This window comes from Paludisphaera soli (genome assembly GCF_011064595.1).
GTDB lineage: Bacteria > Planctomycetota > Planctomycetia > Isosphaerales > Isosphaeraceae > Paludisphaera > Paludisphaera soli.
This window is the reverse complement of the sequence record NZ_JAALJI010000020.1, coordinates 58,476-79,946: the sequence shown is the minus strand read 5'-3', so window position 1 is coordinate 79,946 and position 21,471 is coordinate 58,476. Positions and strand designations below refer to the sequence as shown.

Below are 21,471 nucleotides of genomic sequence, written 5' to 3'. Positions count from 1 at the left end.
GCGGCGGGCGTCGGGGGGCGACGTCGCCGGGCTCGTCGGCCGCTCTCGGGTCCGTCGAAGGCCCCTCCAGCCCCTTTCGGCGTGGTCGGCAAAGAGCGAAGCGGTGGTCCGGGGTCGTTTCGCTGCTATCATGACTCGCGGGGGACGCTTCGACAAGAGGGATCACCGCGCCCCGGAAGCGACCCACGCCGGGGGTCGAAGCGTCCGCGAAGGATGGTGAAAGTGGCCGAGCGCGTGCTGGGGACGATGGTCGTTTACGGCTACCCGAAGGCCCCCTTCGACGCCGAGCTGGACCTCGCCGCGTGGATCGGCGCCAAGGTCCTGGAGATCCTCCCGCTCTGGAAAGCCCTGCCCGACCCGGCGCTTCTCGGACGATGGACCGGTGACCGCGGCCTCGCCGTCCACAGCGCCCACGGCTGCTGGGGAGGCCAGTCGATCCGGGCCGACCGAGTGGACCTCGGCTCCCTCTCGCCGGCCGTCCATGAGGCGTCCGTGGACGACCTCAAGCTCTGCGTCGACTGGCTGGCGGCAGCCGGGGGCCGGGTCCTGGTGGTCCATCCCGGCGGCCTTTCCGACGAGGCCGACCGCGAGGCCCGGCGCGACGCCCTAGCGCGGGGGCTGTCGTCCCTGGCCGACCACGCCCGGGGGACGCCCGTCGTCGTCGCCGTCGAGAACATGCCCCCGGGCGTCCACCCCGGCAGCCGGATGGCTGATCTCGCGGCGCTGGTCCGCGAACTGGGGCGCCCGGAACTGGGCCTGACGCTGGACGTCGCCCACGCGCACCTCTCCGCCGACGCCGCCACCGAAACCCTGGCCGCCGGAGCGCTGCTGACGACCACCCACGTCCACGACAACGACGGACGACTGGACTCGCACCTGCCGCCGGGGCGCGGGACGATCGACTGGTCGTCCTGGATCGAGGCCCTGGACGCGATCGAATACGGAGGGCCGATCGTACTGGAATGCATCCGTCGGATCCGCGAGGACCGGTCGTCGTACCTGCCCGAAGTCCTCGCTCCTTACATCCGCCCCAAGCGCCGGTAAACTGGACGGGTCCTGCCGGTCGTGCGCCAGAAGCCTCGAATACGGCGCGTCGGCGGACGAGGCGACACGCCGATCGCGCCGATACATCCCTTTGTAGGAATGCGCGTGGCGTGGGTCCCGGGGACTCGGGGGGCGCCACGTCGAGGATGGGAATCTTCCGAAGGGAGTCGGAGCATGACGCCGAAGCTCAATCGTCGCCAGGCGATGGGGACCGCGGCCGTGGCGGCGGGCGCGGTCGTCGCCACCCAGACGCCCGAGGCAACCGCGGCCGGCCGCGTGGAGTTGGGACGGACCGCGCACCGCGAGGGCGTCCGGGGCCGCATGACCGGCGCCCAGGCCGCCGCGGCGACGATCCGTTGCGAGGGCACGCCCTGCGTCTTCGGCATCCCCGGCGCGCAGAACAACGAGCTTTGGGACGCATTCAAGCAGTACGAGGTCCCGTACATGCTGGTGGCGCACGAGGCCTCCGCCAGCGTCATGGCCGACGCCTCGGCTCGCGCCACCGGCCGCCCCGGCGCGTTCTCGGTGGTCCCCGGGCCCGGCCTGACCAACTGCCTGACGGGCCTGGGCGAGGCCCTCTACGACGGCATCCCCCTGGTCGCGATCATCACCGACATCGACCGCTCGGCGAACGCCCCCATCGGCCAGGTGCACGGGCTCGCGAACGAGGCCCTGCTCCGGCCGCTGGTGAAGGCGATGTTCGTCGTCCGCCACCAGGCCGAGATCCCCGGCACCCTCTTCCACGCCTTCCGCCTGGCGCAGGCGGGCGAGCCCGGCCCGGTGGGGGTGGTGATCCCGTACCCGTTCTTCATGGAGGTCTGGGACTACGACCAGGCCCCCCCTCCCCCGATGCCCTCGCCGTTCGATGAGGCGGCGTACCGCAAGATCGTCTGCCACCTGCAGGACAAGTCGAAGCGCATCGGCATCTACGCCGGGCTCGGCTGCGTGGACGCGGGGCCGTCGCTGACGGCCGTGGCCGAGATGCTCCAGGCCCCGGTGGCGACGTCCGTCAGCGGAAAAGGAGCGATCGCCGACGCTCACCCGTTGGCAGTCGGCTGGGGTTACGGCAAGCAAGGCACCCGCGCGGCCGAGAGGGTCTTCAAGGACGTCGACCTCGTGCTGGCCGTGGGGGTCCGCTACAGCGAGGTCTCGACGGCCAACTACGCGATCCCCAAGACCGACGTCGTCCATGTCGACATCAACCCCCAGAACCTGGGGAAGAACGTGCCGACGAGCCACTGCCTGGCGTCGGACTCCCGCGTCTTCCTCGACCGCCTGCTCGGCGACGCCGCGGCCGTCCGCCGGCCCGCGGACCCGGCCCTCTGGGGGAAGATCGACAAGCTCCGCCAGGTCGACCGCTGCATCGCCCGGACGCAGCAAATCACCCAGTGCGTCGACCCGATGTTCTTCCTGAGCCAGCTCCGCTGCACGCTCGGCCCCGAGGAGCTGATCTTCGTCGACGTCACCGCGTCGACCCACTGGGCGTCCGAGACGGTCGAGGTCCAGGGGACGCGCCGGTACTTCACGCCGGCCGACAACCAGAGCATGGGATGGGCGATCCCGGCTGCGATCGGGGCGCAGCGGGTCCGCCCCGACCGGCAGGTGGTCTGCGTCACCGGCGACGGCTGCTTTCTGATGTCGGCCATGGAGATGTCCACGGCCGCCCGGCTGGGGCTTCCCGTCAAGTTCTTCGTCTTCGACGACGGCGCGTACCACTACATGCAGATGCTCCAAGAGCCGGTCTTCCGCCGCACCACGGCGACCGAGATCGCCCGAATCGACTACGCGGCGTTCGCCTCGGCCATGGGCGTGGGATACAACCAGATCGCCAGCAACGCCGACGTGGGCCCCGGCATCCAGCGGACGTTAGGCCTGGCCGGGCCGATCCTGACCCACGTGATCGTCAGCTACGACGGCCGCGACATCCGCTGGCTGAACGCCCTGCGCACCAAGTACATCGGCGACATGTCGAACCGCGAGAAGGTCCGGCTCGCCTCGCGGGTCGGGGTCCGCGCGATCACCCCGCGCCGGGACGACGACTGAGCGCGCGTCGCGGCGGGGCCGGCCGCACCTCGGCGGTTGCCCTTCCGCGATTCCGGCCTTCCTCGTAAGATCCCGCCCGTCGGGCCAGGGGACGATCGGGCCTCGTCGCGGCCCGTCGCAGGGAGACGGTTCTCTCGTGAACATGGACGTCTGCAACGAAACGACGACCGAGGCCGTGGAGTCCTTCCCCGCGCCCCCGTCCGTACGCCTGTCCGAGGTGTGGCGACGCCGCCTGGCGAACGACCGGGCCGAGCTCGTCCGTTTCTGGCCGGTCGTCCAGAACATGGTCGTGACGGAGCTTCGCGTCCGCTACCAGCGGTCGTTCATGGGCTTCCTCTGGACGCTCATCAACCCGCTGCTGATGATGCTGGTGCTCTCGGTCGTCTTCTCCAGCCTGATGCGGATCGAGGGGGGCGGGGGCAGCTACACGCTGTATCTGCTCGCCGGGATGGTCCCCTGGACGTTCATGGCCGGGGCGGTCACGGAATCGTCCGTCTGCATCATCATGAACGAATCCCTGATCCGGAAGATCTACGTCCCCAAGCTGATCTTCCCCCTGGTCCGGGTGCTGATCAACCTGATCACCGGGATGCTCTCGCTCGCCGCCCTGTTCCTGCTGCTCGTGCCGCTGGGCGCTCGGCCGTCGGCGGCGATGCTCTTCCTGCCGGTGGCGGTCGGGCTCATCTTCGCCTTCACCCTGGGGCTGGGGCTCCTGGTGGCGACCGCGAACACCTTCTTTCGCGACTGTGGGCACCTCGTCGGCGTGTTCATCCAGGCCTGGTACTTCGCCACCCCGATCATCTACCCGGTGACGCAGTTCGAGGAGTCGCAGCGCTGGCGGTTCTGGCTCAACCCGGCCTTCTATTTCATCGAGATTTTCCACGACATCCTGTGCAAAGGGGCCTGGCCGCCGCTCAGCCTGGTGCTGACCGCCGCCGCCCTGGCGACCGCCAGTCTGGGGATCGGCTATGTCACGTTCAAGTCCAACGAAGACAAGATGGTTTTCCGACTCTGAGGGCCGGAGCCGGGGTCTTCGGAAGGACCGCAATAAGGCCGCCGAACCCCTCATCGAGCTGCGCGACGTGTCGCTCAAGTTCGTCAACTACTCCGACAAGTCGTACACCCTCAAGCGCGCGTTCCTGGAGCTGTTGCTCCGCCGCGACCGCCAGGTCCCCAATTCCGAGTTCTGGGCCCTGCGCGACATCAACCTGCGGATCCGGCGCGGCGAGCGCATCGGCATCGTCGGCTCCAACGGCGCGGGCAAGAGCACACTGCTGCGGCTCCTCGCCCGGATCTACCCGCCGACGCACGGCGTGCTCGACGTCCGCGGCATGGTCGCGCCCTTGATCGAGATGGGCGCGGGGTTCAACTCCGAGCTGACCGGCTTCGACAACATCCTCCTCAACGGGGCGATGCTCGGCTTCACCCGCAAGCAGATGCTGGCGAAGGTCGAGGGCATCCACGAGTTCACCGGGCTCCGCGAGTTCGCCCATCTGCCGCTCAAGTACTACTCCAGCGGCATGTATTCCCGCCTGGCCTTCGGCGTGGCGACCGAGATCGACCCGGAGATCCTCCTGGTCGACGAGTCGCTCGGCGTCGGCGACGCCGCGTTCCGCGCCAAGGCGAAGGAGCGAATCCGCCGCGTGATGGACCGCTCCCACGCCGTGATCCTGGTCTCCCACGAGCTGAACACCCTGCGCGAGCTTTGCGACCGCGGGCTCTGGATGCAAAAGGGCCGGCTCGTCGCCGACGGCCCCATCGACGAGGTCCTCGACGCCTACATCCAGTCGGTGAACGCCCCGGCGCCCGCCGCCGAGCCCGACCCGGCCGAGGTCAGCGGCTGATCGCGATCGACTGCCGGAAGCGTTGCAGGCTGAACGCCAGGAATCCCGCCCCAACCAGGGCGACGACCAGGAAGTTCGGCCAGACGGCCTCGATCCCCGCCCCCCGATAGATGATCGCCTGCGAGAACGCGACGAAGTGCCGCGACGGCAGCAGGAACGTCAGCCTCTGGAGAAACTCCGGCTGGCTCTCCACGGGAGTCTGGCCCCCCGAGAGCAACTGCAGGACGATCAGGATCAGGATGATCAGAAGCGCGAACTGGGCCATCGTCCGCGCGACGGTCCCCAGGAACACGCCGAGCGCCGTGGCGAAGAACAGGTAAAGCACGACGCCCGCCAGGAAGAGCCCGATCGACCCCGCGATCGGCACCTGCAAGACCCCCTGGATCATGAACACCAGCGACGCCGTCACCGCGGCCAGGATCACCAGCGCGTTCGACCAGATCTTGGCGGCGGCGATCTCGAAGGCCGTCAGCGGCATGACGAGCAGGTGCTCGATCGTGCCGTGCTCGCGCTCGCGGATCAGCGCCGCTCCCGTCAGCACCGTGGTCAGCAGCGTCACCTGGTTGATCATCGCCACGATGCTGTTGAACCACGAGGTGTCGCCGTTGGGGTTGAACGCCTTCCGCGTCACCAGCCGCGCGGGGTAGCGGAAGTTCGGGTCGGATCGGCTCAGGAACTCCGCGACCTGATCGGTGATGATGTTCTGGATGTACGACGCGCCGATGCTCGCCTGCAGCATCGCGGTGGCGTCGATGACCACCAGGGCTTCGGCCGACCGTCCCGCCCGGAGGTTCAGCTCATACCGGGGCGGGATCTGGACCACGAACATCAGCCGGCCGGAGTCCATCGCCTCGTCCACCTCGTCAGCCCGGATCTCGACCGGCGCCTGGAAGCGGGGCGGGTAGAACGCCTGGAAGAGCTTGCGCGAGAGCGCCGAGCCGTCCTCGTCCACGAACCCGATGGAGGCGTTGAACACCTCGGACGAAGTCCCCCGCGCCTGCGTGTAGATCGCCAGCGTGAAGGCGTAGACGACGAACAGCACCAGCACCTTGTCGCTGCGAAGGCTCCGCAGCTCCTTGACGCCGAGCCAGAAGATGTTGGCGAGCGATTCCACGATGGGCCTGACCTGACTCGGTTTGATTGCGATCGCGACCCGGCCGGTCCGGGGCGTGATCCTCGACTACGCATCCAGCCATTCGTCCCACATCGGGTGCGAGAGATCGGCGGCCCGAGCCCCCCGCCGGGCCGCGAGGGCGGCCCGGATCCGCGACAGCCACCCGCCGACGCCGCCCCGGCCCTCTCCCGCCGACGGTTTCCCGAGACCCGCGTCCTTCTTCGCCGCGTGGGGCTGGGTGGCGGGCAAGGGAGCCGGCCACGGCTCGTACAGCCTCTTGCGACCCGGTTTCTCGCCCAGCCGAGCGAGACGCCGCGTTCGCCGCTCCGCCTCCACCCACCGGCGAAACTCCCGGAATGCGATTGCCAGCCGATCGTCCGGCCCCAATCCGCCGTCGCCTCCCTGAAGCCGTGACAGGAGCGAGCGGGCGAAGACCTCGGGCTCCTCGCCCTCGCTGGCCGGCGACGGCCGCAGCTCCGCGAGGAACTCCGACTGAACCGTCGCCTTCAGCCACGACCGCATGGGGCCCCGGCTCATCGGCTGTCGGTCGCTGCTCGGCATCGGTGGGCTCGCTGTTGAACGACTTGGCCTATAGAATTCGTTCACACATGAATGCGACCATTCAGCTAATCCAGCTTATACCTCCTGAGGCCTCAGCGCAGCCACGGCGATCAGGAGCAAGATCGGGACGAACGCCGCCAGGATCGTCGCGTCCTGGAGCAGCAGCCGGGGCTCCAGCCCCTTCGTGTAGGCCCCGACGCTGGCGTGCATGTAATAGGTTGTCGGCCAGAGCGAGCCGACCACTCGCGCCGCGCCGGCGAGGGTGGAGACGGGCTGGAGCATCCCCGAGAACTGCGTCGTGGGGACCATCGTGACGATCGTCGTGACGAAGACCGCCGCGACCTGAGACCCGGTGATCCCCGAGATCGCCAGCCCCAGCGAGGTCGTCGCCGCGACGTAAAGGATCGAGCAGACCACCAGCGCGGTGGCGCTCCCCTTGATCGGCACGCCGAAGACGAAGCTCGCCACGCCCGAGAGGAGCACGAAGTTCAGCATCCCGATGGCGACGTACGGGAGCTGCTTGCCGATCAGGAAGTCGAGCCGCGAGGTCGGCGAGACGTAGAAATTGACGATCGAGCCCAGCTCCTTCTCGCGGGCCACGCTCACGGCCATCAGGATCGCCGGAATCAGCACCAGGAGCATCGGCGGCACGCTCGGGGCGATGGCGTAGATGCTCTCGAACGTGGGATTGTAGCGGAACCGGGGCTGCACGCTCGACGAGGCCGCGAAGGTCTCGCCGGCGTGCTCGGTCCGGAAGACGTCCTCCATGTGGGACAGGTGCGTGCCGTCGGCGTACTGGCGGATCGTCTCGGCGCGGAAGGGGTTCGAGCCGTCGATGGTCGCGCGGGCCTCGGGCGAGTGGCCCTGCTCCAGGTTGCGGCCGAAGTTGGGCATGATCTCCAGGACCATCGACACGTCGTCGGCGCGGAGCCGCTCGTCGCCCGAGTCCGGCGACTGAACCGGGGAAAGCCGGCGGAAGGATCGCGAGTTGGCGAAGGCCTCGTCCAGCCCCCGGCTCGCCGGCGAGCGGTCGTCGTCCAGGACGGCGTAGCGGACGTGCTCCACGTCGGTCGTGATGCCGTACCCGAAGATCAGCATCAGGAGGATCGACCCGACGAACGCGAAGGCCAGCCGGACCGGGTCGCGGAGGATCTCCAGAGTCTCCCGGCGGCTGTAGGCCAGCACCCGCGTCGCGTTGATCCACTCCGAGCCGGAGCCGCGGCCCGCGGCCGCGCGGGAAGCCTCGGCGCCGAAGGCCGCGGCCAGCGCGTCGCGGGCCTTCTCATCGCCCCCCTCCCCGCCGCCTTCGCCGATGGCGTCCTCGATGTAGGCGATGAACGCCGTCTCCAGGTCCGGCGAGCCCCGGGCCTCGATCAGCCGCGCCGGCGCGTCGCAGGCGAGCACCTTCCCCGCGTGCATGAGCGAGATCCGGTCGCACCGGAGCGCCTCGTTCATGAAGTGGGTCGTGATGAAGATGGTGATCGCCTCGCCCCGCGACAGCTCGATCAGCATCTCCCAGAACTCGTCGCGCGCCACCGGGTCGACGCCCGAGGTCGGCTCGTCGAGGATCAGGATCTCGGGCTCGTGGATCACCGCCACGGCCAGCGACAGTCGCTGGCGGAGGCCCAGCGGGAGCGCCTCCGATGAATCGTCGAGGTAGGACCGCAGCCCGAAGCGGTCGACCAGGCCGTCGATGCGGCCGGCCATCTCGCCCGGCGGCAGGTGGAAGAGCCTCGCGTGCAGCCAGAGGTTCTGCGAGACGGTCAGCTCGCCGTAGAGCGAGAACGCCTGCGACATGTAGCCGACCCGCTTGCGGACCGCGACGCTCCCCGCCTCCACGGTCTCCCCGAACAACAGGGCCTCGCCCGAGGTCGCCGGCAGGAGCCCGGTGAGCATCTTCATCGTGGTCGACTTGCCGCAGCCGTTCGAGCCCAGGAAGCCGAAGATCTCCCCCTTCGGGATCGTGAAGTTGACGTCGGACACCGCCGTGAAGTCGCCGAACTTCTTGGTGAGGTCCTTCGCCACGATCGCCGGCCCGCCCCCCGCGTCGACCCTCGGCGGGATCGTCAATCGCGCGCGATTCCCGCGCTGGGCTTCGGGCAGGAGGGCCACGAACGCCGCTTCGAGGTCGGCCGAGCCGGTTCGCTCCAGCACATCGGGCACGGTCCCCGTGGACAGGACGCGGCCGGCGTTCATGGCGATCAGCCAGTCGAACCCCTGCGCCTCGTCCATGTACGCGGTCGAGACGAGGACGCTCATCCCCGGCCGGGTCTGGCGGATGGAGTCGATCAGGCTCCAGAACTGCCGTCGCGAGAGCGGGTCGACGCCCGTCGTCGGCTCGTCGAGGATGAGCAGGTCGGGGTCGTGGATCAAGGAGGCGCAGAGGCTCACCTTCTGCTTCATGCCGCCCGAGAGCTTGCCCGCCGGCCGGTCCGGGAACGGCCCCAGCCCGGTCGCCTCCAGCAGCGACGGGATCCGCGACTTCCGCTCCGCCGCCGAGAGGCCGAACAGCCTGGCGAAGAAGTCGATGTTCTCGTAGACGCTCAGCTCCGGGTAGAGGTTCTTCCCGAGCCCCTGCGGCATGTAGGCGATCCGCGTGCAGACCGCGCGGCGATGCGACGGGTCGGCCATGTCGCCGCCAAGGACGTGGACCCGACCCTCCTGAATCTTCTTCGACCCGGCCACGAGCCCCATGAGCGTCGACTTGCCAACGCCGTCGGGGCCGATCAGGCCGATCATGCAGCCGGACGGGAAATCGACTGTCACGCCGTCGAGGGCCTTCGACGAGCGGCCGTAAGCGTGGACGACGGAGTCGACCGTCGCGACGTGAGTCACCCCGATGGCCATGAGCGGTCCCCTGCTCCGAGGCTAGATCGAAGGTTTCGCCGCGGGGGCCGCTTCGGCTTCCGGCTTCGGGACTGGGGCCGCTTCGGCGGGCGCCGCGGCGGGGGGCGGCGGCTCGGCGGCCTTCTCGGCCTCGGCCTTCTTCGCCGCCTCGTCGGCGACGATCTCCGGGAAGCGGCGTTCGAGCCGTTCGGGCCACGGGGTGGCGGGGTCGATCTTGACGTAGCCCACGCCCCGCACGCCCGTCTTGACCCGCTCGATGTAGGGGAGGATCACCTCGTGCGGCACGCGGAGCTTCACCCGGAACATGAGCTTGTCGCGCTCGGTTCGAGTCTCGACCTGCTTCGGGGTGAACTGGGCCTCGGGGGATACGAACGTGACGTTGGCCCGCGCGGCGTATTCGGGACGGGCGTCGATCACGATCCGGGCCTCGGCGCCGATGTCGACCCGCGCCGCCTCGTCGGAGGGGAGGAAGATCTCCATGAAGATGTCGTCGAGGTTCACGAGCGTCAGGACCTTGCCGCCCGCCCCGAGGACCTCGCGCTCCTGCGCCAGCCGGTACAGCACCCGACCGTTCACGGGGGACACCAGCGTCGAGTCGACGATCTTAACCTGGGTGTTTTGCACGTCCGCCGTCGCCGCCTCGATCGTCCGCCGGTTCACGAGGAGCTTCGCCTTCACCGAGTCGACCGCGGCCTGGCTGATGTCGCGTTTGGTCTGCGACTTCTCCATCTCCTCGCGCGAGATCACGCGACGGCCGAACAGCTCGCGGTTGCGGGCGAACTCCTGCGTCTCGTACCGGAGGTTGCTCTCCTTTTCCAGGATCTCCGCCTTGATCTGATTCTCGGTCTCCTGGGCCTCGGCGATCTTCGCCTTGCCCCGGGCCAGCTCGGCCTCCAGCTCGGCGGTGTCCATCTGCGCGAGGACCTTGCCCTGCCGCACGAGGTCGCCCTCCTCGGCGAAGATCCGGAGCACCCGGCCCGGATACTTGGCGGAGACGTCCACCTGGACCGATTCGATCCGGCCGTTGCCCGAGACGATGCCCGTCGGCAGCTGCTTCTTGAGCCGCTCCTGATATCCGACCCAGGCCGCCGCCCCCATCAGGAGCACGACCGTGGTCACGACCAGCCTGCGTACCAGCTTCGTATTCATGGGTCCCCTCGGGGCGTGTCCGACGTCGAGGCGGCTTCGCCTCGGAGAACGGATCCGGCGACCTCTCATTCTCAACCCGCCGCTGGGGAGACACAACGAGGTCGAGAGTTTCCGAACTCCGATTCGGGCGCACGGCCGCGGCCGCACCCCGCCGTTTCATAGTAGAATCCAGATGGGAGGCCTGCGCGCCGACCAAGCGGCTCCTTGACAATTCGCCCCGAAAGCTCGAAGCGAGCCGGCCTCGGTCGGACCACGCTGTCATCCCATCCGAGCCCGAGGGAAATCGGCGAGGGGGGAGTTACGGGGATCCCCGGAGTTCCAGATCGCACGCCGCGAGGCGTACGATCCGCGCCAAACGAAGCCAATTTCCAGAGGACTCCTAAACCCCACCAAGGTATCGACTTAAACCAATTTTCCAGGTGCGAACGGTCGCGCGAACGAACCCAATCGAAGCCGATCCGCGGGCCGATCAGTTCACCCGCCCGGGGCCTTCGGCGAGGGCACCTGCCATTGACCGCGGGGGGCTCGGCGGGCATGATCCGCCCTCCGGGATCGGCTCGTCCGGCCCCGGCTAGCGGTCGTCGGCCGCCGCGCGAATCGTGCCGCCGTCCCGGGGTCGAGGGAGTGACCCGCCATGTCGATCGCCCATCTCGTCCTGACCGCGTCCACCCTGCTCGGCTGGTCGGACATCACGATCCAGGCCTCCAAAGGGGATCGAGGCCTCAGCTCGTTCCAGCTCAGCCTCTCCGGGATCGACCGGCCCAGCCCCCGGACGATGGAGACCCTCCGTCGCTACGACCTGGAGAAGCGCTATCGGCGGGACGTCGAGCACACGCTCGAGAGCCTGGAGAAGATCGCGCGCTCCCAGCCCAGCTCCGAGATCGTCTACGCCCTGGCCGAGCTGTCCTGGGTCGACGGCTGCAAGAACGATCGATGGCGCAAGGCCGTGGCCGTCGGCCGCTATCAGGACGCCGTCGCCTACGCGTACGACTACCTCTTCGACCCCGAGCTGGCCGCCGGCCGCGCCCCCGCCGACCCCCGCTACCGCCTGGCCTGCGAGATCTACAACGCCGGCCTGGAGCGGATCATCCGCGCGGCCCAGTCCCAGGACCCGATCGACCCCCAGGGCAAGATCAAGCTCAAGGCCGGCGACCGCGAGCAGGAGTTGCAGGTCTCCCTCCGCGACTCGCCCTGGAAGGCCGGCGACATCCACAAGCTCCTGCCGACCAGCGACTTCGAAGTCGGTGGCCTGGCGGTCAGCCGCAACCAGTACGGCATCGGCGTCCCCCTGATCGCGGTCCGCGAGAGCGACCCGAAGCAGACCGAACGCCCGCCGACCGAACGGTTCTATCCCGCCGAGATGGCCTTTCCGCTGACCGCCTTCCTCGTCCCCAATTCCCGCCTGCGCGAGCCCGGCGAAGCGGTGAATCAGGTCCGCCAGTGCACGCTCCAGCTAGTCGACCCGATCCAGTATCAGGTCGTCGGCGAGCCGGGCAATCAGATCGCCCTGGAGATCGACCTGACGACCCCCCTCGCTTACATGTGGTCGCGCACCGACCTGGAGAAGTTCCGCTGGTCCGGGCTGATGCGGCCGGAACAGCTCCTGGAGCGGGCCAACCTCCTGATGATCCGCCCCTACGAGCCGGGGAAGATCCCGGTGGTCATGGTCCACGGACTGATCAGCAGCCCGCTCGCCTGGATCCCCATGCTCGACGAACTGCAGCGCGACCCGGACATCCGCGACCGCTACCAGTTCTTCCTGTACATGTACCCGACCGGGGTCCCCTTGCCGATCGCCGCCGCCAACCTGCGCGACGCCCTGAGCCTGGCCAAGTCCACCTATGACCCGGACGGACGCGACCCGGCCTTCGACCGCATGGTCCTGCTCGGCCATTCGATGGGGGGCCTGCTCAGCCACTGCATGGTCGTCTCCAGCGGCGAGCAGCTCTGGCAGCTCAACTCCGACCAGACCTTCGAGGACATCCTGGGCCCGCCCGACGTCCTCGCCCAGCTCAAGAGGCTCCTGTTCTTCGAGCCCCTCCCCTTTATCAAGCGGGTCGTCTTCCTGGCGACGCCGCACCGGGGGTCGGACCTGTCGCGGAGCATGATCGGCCGGGTCAGCACCAACCTGATCTCGGACCCGGACTACATCTACAAGCTCCTCAGCCAGCTCGTGAAGGACAACCCGGACGCCTTCAACCGCCGCTTCAAGCGGTTCCCGTCGAGCATCGAGACCCTGGCGACCGACTCGCCGATCCTGATGGCGATCCTCGACATGAAGCCCGCCGCCGACGTCGTCTTCCACTCGATCATCGGCTCGGTCCGGGCCGACAACCGCCGCCAGACCACGGACGGCGTGGTCCCCTACCGCAGCTCCCACCTCGACGGCGTGGCGTCCGAGAAGATCGTACGTTCCGACCACGGCGTGCAGAAAGACCCCCTCGCCGTCCGCGAAGTCCGCAGGATCCTCCAAGAGCACCTCGGCCTCAAGCCCACACCATCGACCGTCGAGTCGTCAGCCGCCCCGAGCCGGCCGGCCGCCGTCGAGGAGGACGGCGCCGAGCTGCCCGACCTGCCCCGGTGACGGCCGGACTGCCCCGACCCGACGTCGAGGCCGAGTCCGCGAGTTCGAAACCTCGGCCGAGACCGGATTTCGCTGGACAAACCGCCACGAAGACCCCATAGTCCCACTCGCGATTCCTGTTCTTTCGAACACCTATCACGAGGAGGCGACATGAAGACGACGTTCCGCTTCATCCCGGGGACGCTCCTGACGCTGGTCGTCGCAATCGGGGTCGACGCTCGGGCCCAGGAGGCGGCCAAGCCGACCGCGCAGCACGAGAAGATGGCGAAGGAGGTCGGCACCTGGGACGCCGAGGTGAAGGTGTGGATGCAGGGCCCCGACGCCCCGCCCGACATCTCGAAGGGGGTCGAGGAGATCACCCTCATGCCCGGCGGGCTCTGGCTGACCAGCAAGTTCGACGGTCGGATGGCCGGAACCCCGTTCACCGGCCGGGGCATCAGCGGTTACGACCCCGCCAAGAAGAAGTTCGTCGACGTCTGGGTGGACTCGACGGACCCTCACATGATGATCCTGGAAGGAGACTACGACGAGGCCTCCAAGACCCTGACGAGCCTCGGCAAGTCGACCGACCCTCGCACGGGAAAGCCGTACGACGTCAAGACCGTGACCGTCCTCAAGAGCGACGACGTGCGTGAGTTCACCTTCTACCTGAAGTCGGACGACACCGGGAACGACTATCTCAAGATCCTCCAGATGACATATCAGCGCCGGAGCAAGTGACCTCGGCCCCGCTGGGGGGGGGGCCGGCGGGCGATTGACCCGCCCGGCTCTTTTGTTAGAGTAGCGTGCGAGTTCCGCGCGCCGATCGGGCCTCGCGCAGCTCGGGGGGCCGAGCCGCACCCCCCACTTCGCGCCTCCGCGACGAGGGCGATCGGGCGCGTCGCCGTCTCGCCCCGACCCGGCTCCCCCCGGCGGATCGACGACGAACCGCAAGCGAACGCCGGGCCCGCCGGGGGCCCGGCCCCCGGCTCGACCGGACCGAAGTCGCAGCAGAGTCAGACCTGGAAAGGCCGGCCGGCGTGTACGGACAGATGACTGGAGGCCTGATCGGGCTGATCCTGGGACTCCTCGGCGCCTGGGCGGCCTACCACATCTCCGCCCGCCACCGGGCGACCACCGCGCGCGGCCTCGTCGACCAGATCCTCAGCAACGCCCACCGCGAGGCCGAGACCCTCCGGAGGCAGGCCGCCGTCGACGCCCAGGAAGAGGCCCTCCGGAACCGCCAGGCGCTGGAAGCCGAGATGGACGAGACGAGGAAGGCCCTGCGGGAGCAGGAACGCCGCCTGGAGAAGCGCGGCGACCTGCTCGACCAGCGGCTCGAGCTGCTCAATTCCAAGGAGCGGCAACTCGAGGATGCTCAGAACCGGCAGTCGGAGCGCGAGGCAGCAATCCAGGCCAGGCAGGTCGAGGTCGATCGCCTGGAGGTTCGACGCACCGAGGAACTCCAGCGGATCGGCGGGCTGGCCCGCGATGAGGCTCGACGCCTGCTCCTGGCCCGCGTCGAGGAGGAGCTGCGGGGCGAGGTCGGCGACCGCATCCTCCGCCACGAGGCCCAGGTCCGGGAGACGGCCCGGGAACGCGCGATCGAGATCCTGGCCGTGGCGATCCAGCGGTTCGCGGCCTCCCACACCGCGGAGATCACCGTCAGCACCGTGGACATCCCCAACGACGAGATGAAGGGCCGCATCATCGGCCGCGAGGGCCGGAACATCCGGGCCTTCGAGAAGGCGACGGGCGTGGACGTGATCGTCGACGACACCCCCGGCGTCGTCATCGTAACCGGCTTCGACAGCATCCGCCGCGAGGTCGCCAAGCTGGCGCTGGAGCGGCTGATCCAGGACGGCCGCATCCATCCCTCCCGCATCGAGGAGATCGTCAAGGACACCCACGACGAGATGGATCAGCATATCCGCAAGCTCGGCCGCGACGCCGCCCGAGAGGCCGACGTCGTGGGCCTGAACGACAAGATCCTCGACTACCTGGGCAAGCTGAAGTTCCGCACCAGCTACTCGCAGAACGTGCTGCGGCACTCGATCGAGGTGGCCTTCCTCACCGGCATGATGGCCGAGGAGATCGGCCTGGACGGCGCGCTCGGCCGCCGATGCGGCCTCCTGCACGACCTCGGAAAGGCGGCGGATCACGAGATGGAGGGGGGCCACCCCGCGGTGGGCGCGGAACTGCTCCGGCGCTACGGCGAGGGCAAGGAGGTCGCCCACGCGGCCCTCGGCCATCACGACGACCTCCGGGTCGACGCCCCCTACACGGTCCTCGTCGCCGCGGCCGACGCCGTGAGCGCCAGCCGTCCCGGGGCCCGTCGCGAGACGCTGGAGAAGTACGTCCGCCGCCTGGAGGAGCTGGAATCGCTCGCCCTGGGCTTCCCCGGCGTGGAGCAGGCTTACGCCATCCAGGCCGGTCGCGAGGTCCGCGTCATGGTCGACAGCCGGCAGCTCGACGACGCCTCGTCCGCGACCCTCTGCCGCGAGATCGCCAAGTCGATCCAAGCCCAGCTGACGTACCCCGGCGAGGTCAAGGTGACCGTCCTCCGCGAGACCCGAACCGTCGAGTACGCCCGATGACCCCCCCGCGTCGAGAGCGAGCCAGGCGTTGACCCCCCTCAAGATCCTCTTCATCGGCGACGTCGTCGGCTCCCCCGGTCGGAAGCTCGTCTCGCAGCTCCTGCCTCGGCTGATCCCCCGATGGGGGCTGGGGCTCGTCGTCTGCAACGCGGAGAACTCGGCCGGTGGCTCGGGCCTGACCTTGCGCTGCTTCGAAGAGCTGACCGACGCCGGCGCCGACGTGCTGACGATGGGCGACCACGTCTACCGCAAGGACGACATCCATCAGGTCTTCGACCGTTCGGACCGCGTCCTCAAGCCGGCCAACTTCCCCGCCGACGCCCCGGGGCCCGACCTCGCCCTCGTCGAGGCCCGCGACGGCACCCAGGCGGCCGTCTTCTCGGTCATCGGCCGGACCTTCATGAAGCCCGTCGACTGCCCCTTCCGCGCCGCCGATCGGATCCTCGATCGGATCGGCCCCTCAGTCCGGGTGGTCCTGGTCGACGTCCACGCCGAGGCCACGAGCGACAAGAACCTCCTCGGTCGCTACCTGGACGGCCGGGTCTCCGCGGTCCTCGGCACGCACACCCACGTCGCAACGGCCGATGAACGCATCCAGCCGGGCGGCACGGCCTACCAGAGCGACGTGGGGATGACCGGCCCGCACGACGGCATCCTCGGCCGACGCTACGACAGGGTGCTGAACGCGACGCTCTCTTTCGTCCCCACCCACTTCGACGTCGCCGTCGGCGACCCGCGCCTCAACGGCGCGCTGGTCAGCGTCGACCCTGAGAGCGGCCGGGCCCTCTCGATCCATAGGGTGAGCATCGACCAGGACGAGGCTCGACGCATCCTGACCGGCGCGCCGGACCAGCTGCCCGACCCCTCCTCGCCCGGCGCGAGGCCTTGAATCAGGGCTCCGATCGGCGCCCCACCTCCAGACGTCCCAGCCGCGCGAGGCCCCGTCCGATCCCGTCAAGGTAGACGCGGTCGTCGAATCGTCGACCTTCGAGGAACCGCCAGCGGACCCAGCGTTCGCCGATGAGCAGGTCCGCCAGCGTCTCGAACGCCTGGGCCGCCTCGACTTCCGCCGATTCCAGCGGGCGGATCCGACCGTACGCCTCCAGCCCCTCGGATCGCAGCGAGAGGTCATCCGGGCCGAACCACTCGCCCGCGAGCCTCGCCAGGTCGGCGGAGACCGACTCGACGTCCATTGCCCCGAAGTCCACCAGGCCGCTCAGCCGACCTTGATCGAAAAGGAAATGGCCCGGCCGCGCGTCCCGGAGGCACGGCTGCAACCAGACTGCCCGTTCGACGACCGGCGAGGCCGCCGCCAGGACGTCTGGCGCAGCCCGCCGCGCCGACCTGAGCCAGGTCGTCGCCGAGCCCGCCAGGGGGTCGTCGGCCTTCAGGTCCAGAGAGCGCTCGATCTCGTCGAATCCCGAACGCCGGAGTGCGGCCACCTCATCGCAGCGGGCACTGAGCCCGGGACTCGGGCCGCGTCGGGCGTCGGAGCCCGCGAGCCGCACATGGACCTTGGCGAGGGCTTCGAAGACGGCTCGGACCCGGTCGACGTGGGCCCGCTCGATCGACGCGGAAGTCCCGCGCAACCACGGGGCGACCTCCCAGGAACGATCGTGAAGCCGCACGATCGTGTCGCCAGCACGAGTCGCGATCGGCTGCGGGACGAATGGCAGGTCCGCGAGGCGGCGGAGCCAGGCGTGGATCCGGCTCACGCGTTCGACCCCGATCGCCGAAGGCCAGGCGCGGACCAGGCGATCGCCGCTCCGCGACGTGTAACGCCACAGCCGCGACCCGCTCAGGCCGCCGGCTCCACCCAGAGACACCGGAGGGGCCAGAGGTCGCTCGGCGGCCGGATAGCGGTCGACGACGGTGCGAAGCTCCTCCGAGGTCACTCGGCCGGTCCCACGCCGGCCGGGTGCTCGACTCCGGATGGCAGCTCGCCGGCCTCCCGCAAGCTGATCTCCTGCAATCGACGAAGGGCCCGATCGAACCGATCGCACACCTCGGCGAGGACCTCCTTGTCGCCGGCCTGGGAAGGCGAGAAGTCGGAAAGGTCCAGGGGATCACCGAAGCGCACGCGCGAACGAGTCGGCGTCCAGAGCGAGGGGCCGATGTCCACCGTCGGCGGCGTGCCCGAGAGGAACGCCGGGATCACGGGGGCACCCGATCGGATCGCGATGAACGCCGCGCCGGGCCGCATCGGTCCCAGCCCTCGGCCGGATTCGGGCGTGATGCGTCCCTCGGGGAAGATCGGCAGCACCTTCCCCTCCTCCAGGGCTCGCAGCGCCGCGCGGGTCGCCTGGAGGTCGCGGCCGTCGCGATTGACCGGGATGCAGCCGGTCAGCACGCAGAACGCGTGGACGATGGGAAGCTCGTACATCTCCTTGGCGATCATGAATCCCAGCACCCGGCGGCTGCGAGCCTGGAGCAGCAGGTGGTCGATGCAGCAGGTGTGATTGGCGATGAGGATCGCCGGCCCGCGCTCGGGGAGCGGAGCCCAGCCGTTCGACCGCAGCCCGTGAACTCCCCTGGTGTAGGCGCGGGTCAGCCACCAGAGGGGCATCAAACTCGGCACGATCTCGCCGGGTCGGGAGACGCGAGCGGAGGGGCGCCGCCCCGGAGTCAGCAAGGAGGGGAGCAGCAGGAGGACGGCGGTCAGGCCGATCAGGAGCCAGGGACTCATGACGATACAGCCGGCAGTGGGGACTCGGCGAGGGACGTTCCGATTTCTCGACGTCCCTCATCGGACCATCCGGGCCGGGGCCGGTCAAGTGCCGGTCGAGGTCGTGATCGAGCGTCGGTGCGGAGGATGAGGGTCAGGCGGCCTGGCGACGGTTGCGTCGCCGGACGCCGAAGGCCCCGGCCGCTCCGGCCAGGGTCCAGACGGCCCACGTCGCGGGCTCGGGGACGGCCGCGGCCAGCACCTGCGCCCCGTCGATGCCCATCCCGGTCATGGTGTCGCAGAAGTTGCAGTGGCACTGGGCCGCGAGCAGCCCGGTCTTCAGCATCTCCGCCCCTACGGTGCCCGAGCTGGCGCCGTTGCTCAGCGACTTCAGCAGCTCGACGGCCGCCGGGCTGAACGTGGTGTTCGGATCGGTCAGCATCTTCCAGTCGGCGGCCGCGGCGTCGAGGTACTTCCCGGTCTGATCGGGGTGGTCGGCCACGCCGAAGGCGTGCATCAGCTCATGAGCCACGTTGTGAGCGACGGCCCAGGAGAGCTGATCCGGATTGCTGGCGTAGTTGAGCTTGTCGATGAAGCTGAATCCGTCGTTGCCCACGCTGGTGATGCCGATCGCGTTGGGGTTCGGCCCGTAGGAAGCTCCGGAGACGACGCTCATCATCCGCGGGGCCGACTCGGCGGGATCGTCGGTCAACTTGACCTCGAGGCCGCTGATGGAGAACGTCCGCTCGACCTTGGCCAGAACGTCCTGGGCGAAGCTCGCCTGCTGATCCGCCGTCGGAGTTCCTCCGAACGCCGAGACGGCGGCGGGGCTCTCATACCAGGGCCTGGCGTCGCCGACGGTCAGCCCGGAGGACTGAGCGTAAGGCTGCGAGCCCAGATTGATGAAGGCGTCCGCAGTCGGGGTCGAAGGGCCGAAGGACGGCTGGCGGGTGTACGTGAGCGCGGTGGGGAGGGAAGCGACCGTCGGCGAGATCGATGAAGCCGAGATCACCGGAGAAGCCAGGGCCGGAGTCGGCTTCGGCACGGGCACCGCGACGGGCTGAACCGGGGCGGCGACTGGTGCGGGTGCCGGCGCGGTGGTCGGCTGATAATACCAGTTCGACGGGAGGTTGGTGATCGTGTTCGCCGCCCGAGGCGGGGCGTAGATGTTGCCCGCGGTGTTGAGTTGGTTCGCGTACCAGGCGGTTAAACTGGCTTGCGAGTCGAACCAGGACAAAGGCGCGGCCGCAGCCGAGCAGGACAGGGCCATCCATGCGGCGATCCCACCTGCAAGCGTCCTGATTCCACCCATGCGAACCTCCCTGTTCTTCGCTCGGGCCGTCATCCTTGAACGGCCCGACGGTCGTTTACGCCCGAGTCCACCATTCGCCGCGATCGTCGTCGTCGATCTCTGGTGCGTCCTCAGCCATCCCGGCGGGAGCGTCGGAGTCGACGGCGGCGTCGACGGTCGGGACACCCTCGGGATTCCTCTATAGATAAGAGCAAAGACCGCGCCATTGGATGGCACGCCCTCTCGCTGGACTCGAGATCGACCGGTCCAATAACAGGAAATCCCTGATTTTGAGACTCTTACGTCGATCCGGATTTCCCGTCCGCATCCGCGCCATCCACCTGAGCCTTACGATCCCGACCGGGACGCCCGGAAATTCTTACAACGGGACGTGTAATTGAAACAATCGACAGATCGCGACCAGTCGGATCGACCGTCACTCACTGGGCCGCGGCGCGACCGGCCTCGATGCCCCCGCCCAGACGAGTGCGGCCACAGGAGAAGATGCCGGCCAGCGCCGGGTCCACCCGAAATCGGGTCGATCCTCGAATCATGACAATTCGAGACCTGGCCCCACCACCGGGCTTCGGCGGCGGGTGCGCGCGAAGAGTTGTTGAAAGCTTGGTGAGAACGGGTTGGGAATCCCGAGGACTCACGAGTCGCGCGTGTTTCGCGAACAAAGGCGGGATCGGGAGGCGAGGGTCGGACCGGAGGCGGCGCGTCGGCCGAGCGACGCCGCTCCGCCGGCGGGGAGTCAGGCCGCCGACCGGGACTGCTGGACCAGGCTGCGCGCGACGTCGTCGACCGATTTCATCTCGGCGACGACGTCGAGGTCAAGGCTCACGCCGTAGCGGTCCTCGATCAGCATGACGACCCGGACCATGTCGAGCGAGTCGAGGGCCAGATCTTCGAGCAGCAAGGTCCCGGGCGTGATCACCTTGGTCCTGGCCTTCTCGGAGACGGTTCGGATGAGTTCCGACACGGCCGACATGGCGCCGTCGAAATCGTTCGCGGCTGTCTTAGATTGGATCACGGAAGACCTCCTGCCCACCCGGGCCACCGTCCAGACGCCTGCCAAAGCGCGAGCGACGCATCGCTGATATCGGAGGTGGGGAGGCCGGATCTTGAAGGCTTTCAATGATCGCAAGCCTGGGATCACGAGCGGGGCGCCACGCCCTTCCCGCCGAGATCCGGACGATCGACCGAACCGTCCCAACCTGAGTCGTCCGTTGCAAAAGAGACTCGTCCGAAAGGCCGGTAGGTCGTTGAAGGGGCTTCCGGGCCCCACTAGAATGAACCCGGATTTCAGTGGGACGAGGCCGCCACGTTTGCGTGACGGCCGGGCGTCACGACGCCCGGACTCTTTAAGATGCTCTGCGTCCTCGACCGCGCACCCCATGTAGGAGCGAGATCACGATGAAGATGGGATTGAAGGCTCTGCTGTCGGCCTCGACTTTCGGCCTCTGCCTGGCCGTCACCGGTTGCAACACGGAAGAGATGCCGCCGGAATCGGCCCCGCCGGCCATCACCCCCCCGGCCGCCACCGCCCCGGCCCCGGCCCCCTCCGCCGAGACTCCGCCGGCCGCCGTGCCCCCGGCCGTTGAGGCCCCGGCCGCCACCCCGCCGGCCGAGGAGCCCAAGGTCGAAGCGCCCAAGACCGAAGAGCCCAAGGTCGAGGCTCCCGCCGCCGAACCGGCGAAGACCCCCTGAGGTCCCACCCGGACCTCGTGCGCGAAAGCAAAATCGTTCGGGG

17 protein-coding genes are annotated in these 21,471 nt (G+C 68.9%); 9 read left to right on the top strand and 8 right to left on the bottom strand.

The window, feature by feature from the left end; genetic code table 11:
- The first annotated feature begins 222 nt into the window (after positions 1–222).
- The 4 genes from G6O68_RS22025 (at position 223) to G6O68_RS22010 (ending at position 4,931) form a co-directional block, all read left to right on the top strand.
- Positions 223–1,044, top strand: coding sequence for a sugar phosphate isomerase/epimerase family protein (locus tag G6O68_RS22025; RefSeq protein WP_240911441.1), 822 nt, complete (start codon positions 223–225; stop codon positions 1,042–1,044).
- A 174-nt stretch (positions 1,045–1,218) separates the two neighbouring features.
- Positions 1,219–3,087 (top strand): thiamine pyrophosphate-binding protein, encoded by a 1,869-nt coding sequence (locus tag G6O68_RS22020; protein ID WP_165250805.1) that lies wholly within the window; start codon positions 1,219–1,221, stop codon positions 3,085–3,087.
- Between the two features lie 142 nt (positions 3,088–3,229).
- Positions 3,230–4,102 (top strand): ABC transporter permease, encoded by an 873-nt coding sequence (locus G6O68_RS22015; RefSeq protein WP_165250856.1) that lies wholly within the window; start codon positions 3,230–3,232, stop codon positions 4,100–4,102.
- Between the two features lie 67 nt (positions 4,103–4,169).
- Positions 4,170–4,931: an ABC transporter ATP-binding protein gene (locus tag G6O68_RS22010; RefSeq protein ID WP_240911439.1), complete on the top strand. Its 762-nt coding sequence runs from the start codon at positions 4,170–4,172 to the stop codon at positions 4,929–4,931.
- On the opposite strand, the gene G6O68_RS22005 is transcribed toward G6O68_RS22010, so the two are convergent.
- The 4 genes from G6O68_RS22005 to G6O68_RS21990 form a co-directional block, all read right to left on the bottom strand.
- Positions 4,921–6,045, bottom strand: a complete 1,125-nt coding sequence (locus G6O68_RS22005; RefSeq protein WP_165250803.1) for an ABC transporter permease — start codon at positions 6,043–6,045, stop codon at positions 4,921–4,923. The two genes, G6O68_RS22010 and G6O68_RS22005, sit on opposite strands and share 11 nt — an antisense overlap.
- 66 nt (positions 6,046–6,111) lie before the next feature.
- A complete protein-coding gene (locus G6O68_RS22000) occupies positions 6,112–6,606 on the bottom strand; it encodes a hypothetical protein (protein WP_165250802.1) in 495 nt (164 codons plus the stop codon).
- Between the two features lie 75 nt (positions 6,607–6,681).
- Positions 6,682–9,453 (bottom strand): ribosome-associated ATPase/putative transporter RbbA, encoded by a 2,772-nt coding sequence (rbbA, locus tag G6O68_RS21995; protein WP_165250801.1) that lies wholly within the window; start codon positions 9,451–9,453, stop codon positions 6,682–6,684.
- A 21-nt stretch (positions 9,454–9,474) separates the two neighbouring features.
- Positions 9,475–10,602: an HlyD family secretion protein gene (locus tag G6O68_RS21990; protein WP_165250800.1), complete on the bottom strand. Its 1,128-nt coding sequence runs from the start codon at positions 10,600–10,602 to the stop codon at positions 9,475–9,477.
- A gap of 634 nt (positions 10,603–11,236) precedes the next feature.
- Here G6O68_RS21990 and G6O68_RS21985 point away from each other — a divergent pair.
- The 4 genes from G6O68_RS21985 (at position 11,237) to G6O68_RS21970 (ending at position 16,651) form a co-directional block, all read left to right on the top strand.
- A complete protein-coding gene (locus tag G6O68_RS21985; RefSeq protein ID WP_165250799.1) occupies positions 11,237–13,186 on the top strand; it encodes an esterase/lipase family protein in 1,950 nt (649 codons plus the stop codon).
- A 150-nt stretch (positions 13,187–13,336) separates the two neighbouring features.
- A complete protein-coding gene (locus G6O68_RS21980; RefSeq protein WP_165250798.1) occupies positions 13,337–13,906 on the top strand; it encodes a DUF1579 domain-containing protein in 570 nt (189 codons plus the stop codon).
- 311 nt (positions 13,907–14,217) lie between these two features.
- Positions 14,218–15,762, top strand: coding sequence for a ribonuclease Y (gene rny, locus G6O68_RS21975; protein WP_165250797.1), 1,545 nt, complete (start codon positions 14,218–14,220; stop codon positions 15,760–15,762).
- A 28-nt stretch (positions 15,763–15,790) separates the two neighbouring features.
- Positions 15,791–16,651, top strand: coding sequence for a TIGR00282 family metallophosphoesterase (locus G6O68_RS21970; RefSeq protein WP_165250796.1), 861 nt, complete (start codon positions 15,791–15,793; stop codon positions 16,649–16,651).
- Position 16,652: 1 nt separating this feature from the next.
- Here G6O68_RS21970 and G6O68_RS21965 read toward each other — a convergent pair whose 3' ends face one another.
- The 4 genes from G6O68_RS21965 to G6O68_RS21950 form a co-directional block, all read right to left on the bottom strand.
- Positions 16,653–17,657 (bottom strand): phosphotransferase enzyme family protein, encoded by a 1,005-nt coding sequence (locus G6O68_RS21965; RefSeq protein ID WP_165250795.1) that lies wholly within the window; start codon positions 17,655–17,657, stop codon positions 16,653–16,655.
- The gene (locus tag G6O68_RS21960; RefSeq protein WP_165250794.1) at positions 17,654–18,448 is read right to left on the bottom strand and encodes a lysophospholipid acyltransferase family protein; all 795 of its coding nucleotides are present in this window, start codon (positions 18,446–18,448) and stop codon (positions 17,654–17,656) included. Before G6O68_RS21960 ends, G6O68_RS21965 begins: the two co-directional genes overlap by 4 nt.
- 133 nt (positions 18,449–18,581) lie before the next feature.
- The gene (locus tag G6O68_RS32965; RefSeq protein ID WP_240911438.1) at positions 18,582–19,739 is read right to left on the bottom strand and encodes a hypothetical protein; all 1,158 of its coding nucleotides are present in this window, start codon (positions 19,737–19,739) and stop codon (positions 18,582–18,584) included.
- A 733-nt stretch (positions 19,740–20,472) separates the two neighbouring features.
- The gene (locus tag G6O68_RS21950; protein WP_165250793.1) at positions 20,473–20,751 is read right to left on the bottom strand and encodes an acyl carrier protein; all 279 of its coding nucleotides are present in this window, start codon (positions 20,749–20,751) and stop codon (positions 20,473–20,475) included.
- A gap of 383 nt (positions 20,752–21,134) precedes the next feature.
- Between G6O68_RS21950 and G6O68_RS21945 the strand changes: the two genes are divergently transcribed.
- Positions 21,135–21,428, top strand: a complete 294-nt coding sequence (locus tag G6O68_RS21945) for a hypothetical protein (RefSeq protein WP_165250792.1) — start codon at positions 21,135–21,137, stop codon at positions 21,426–21,428.
- Positions 21,429–21,471: the final 43 nt, after the last annotated feature.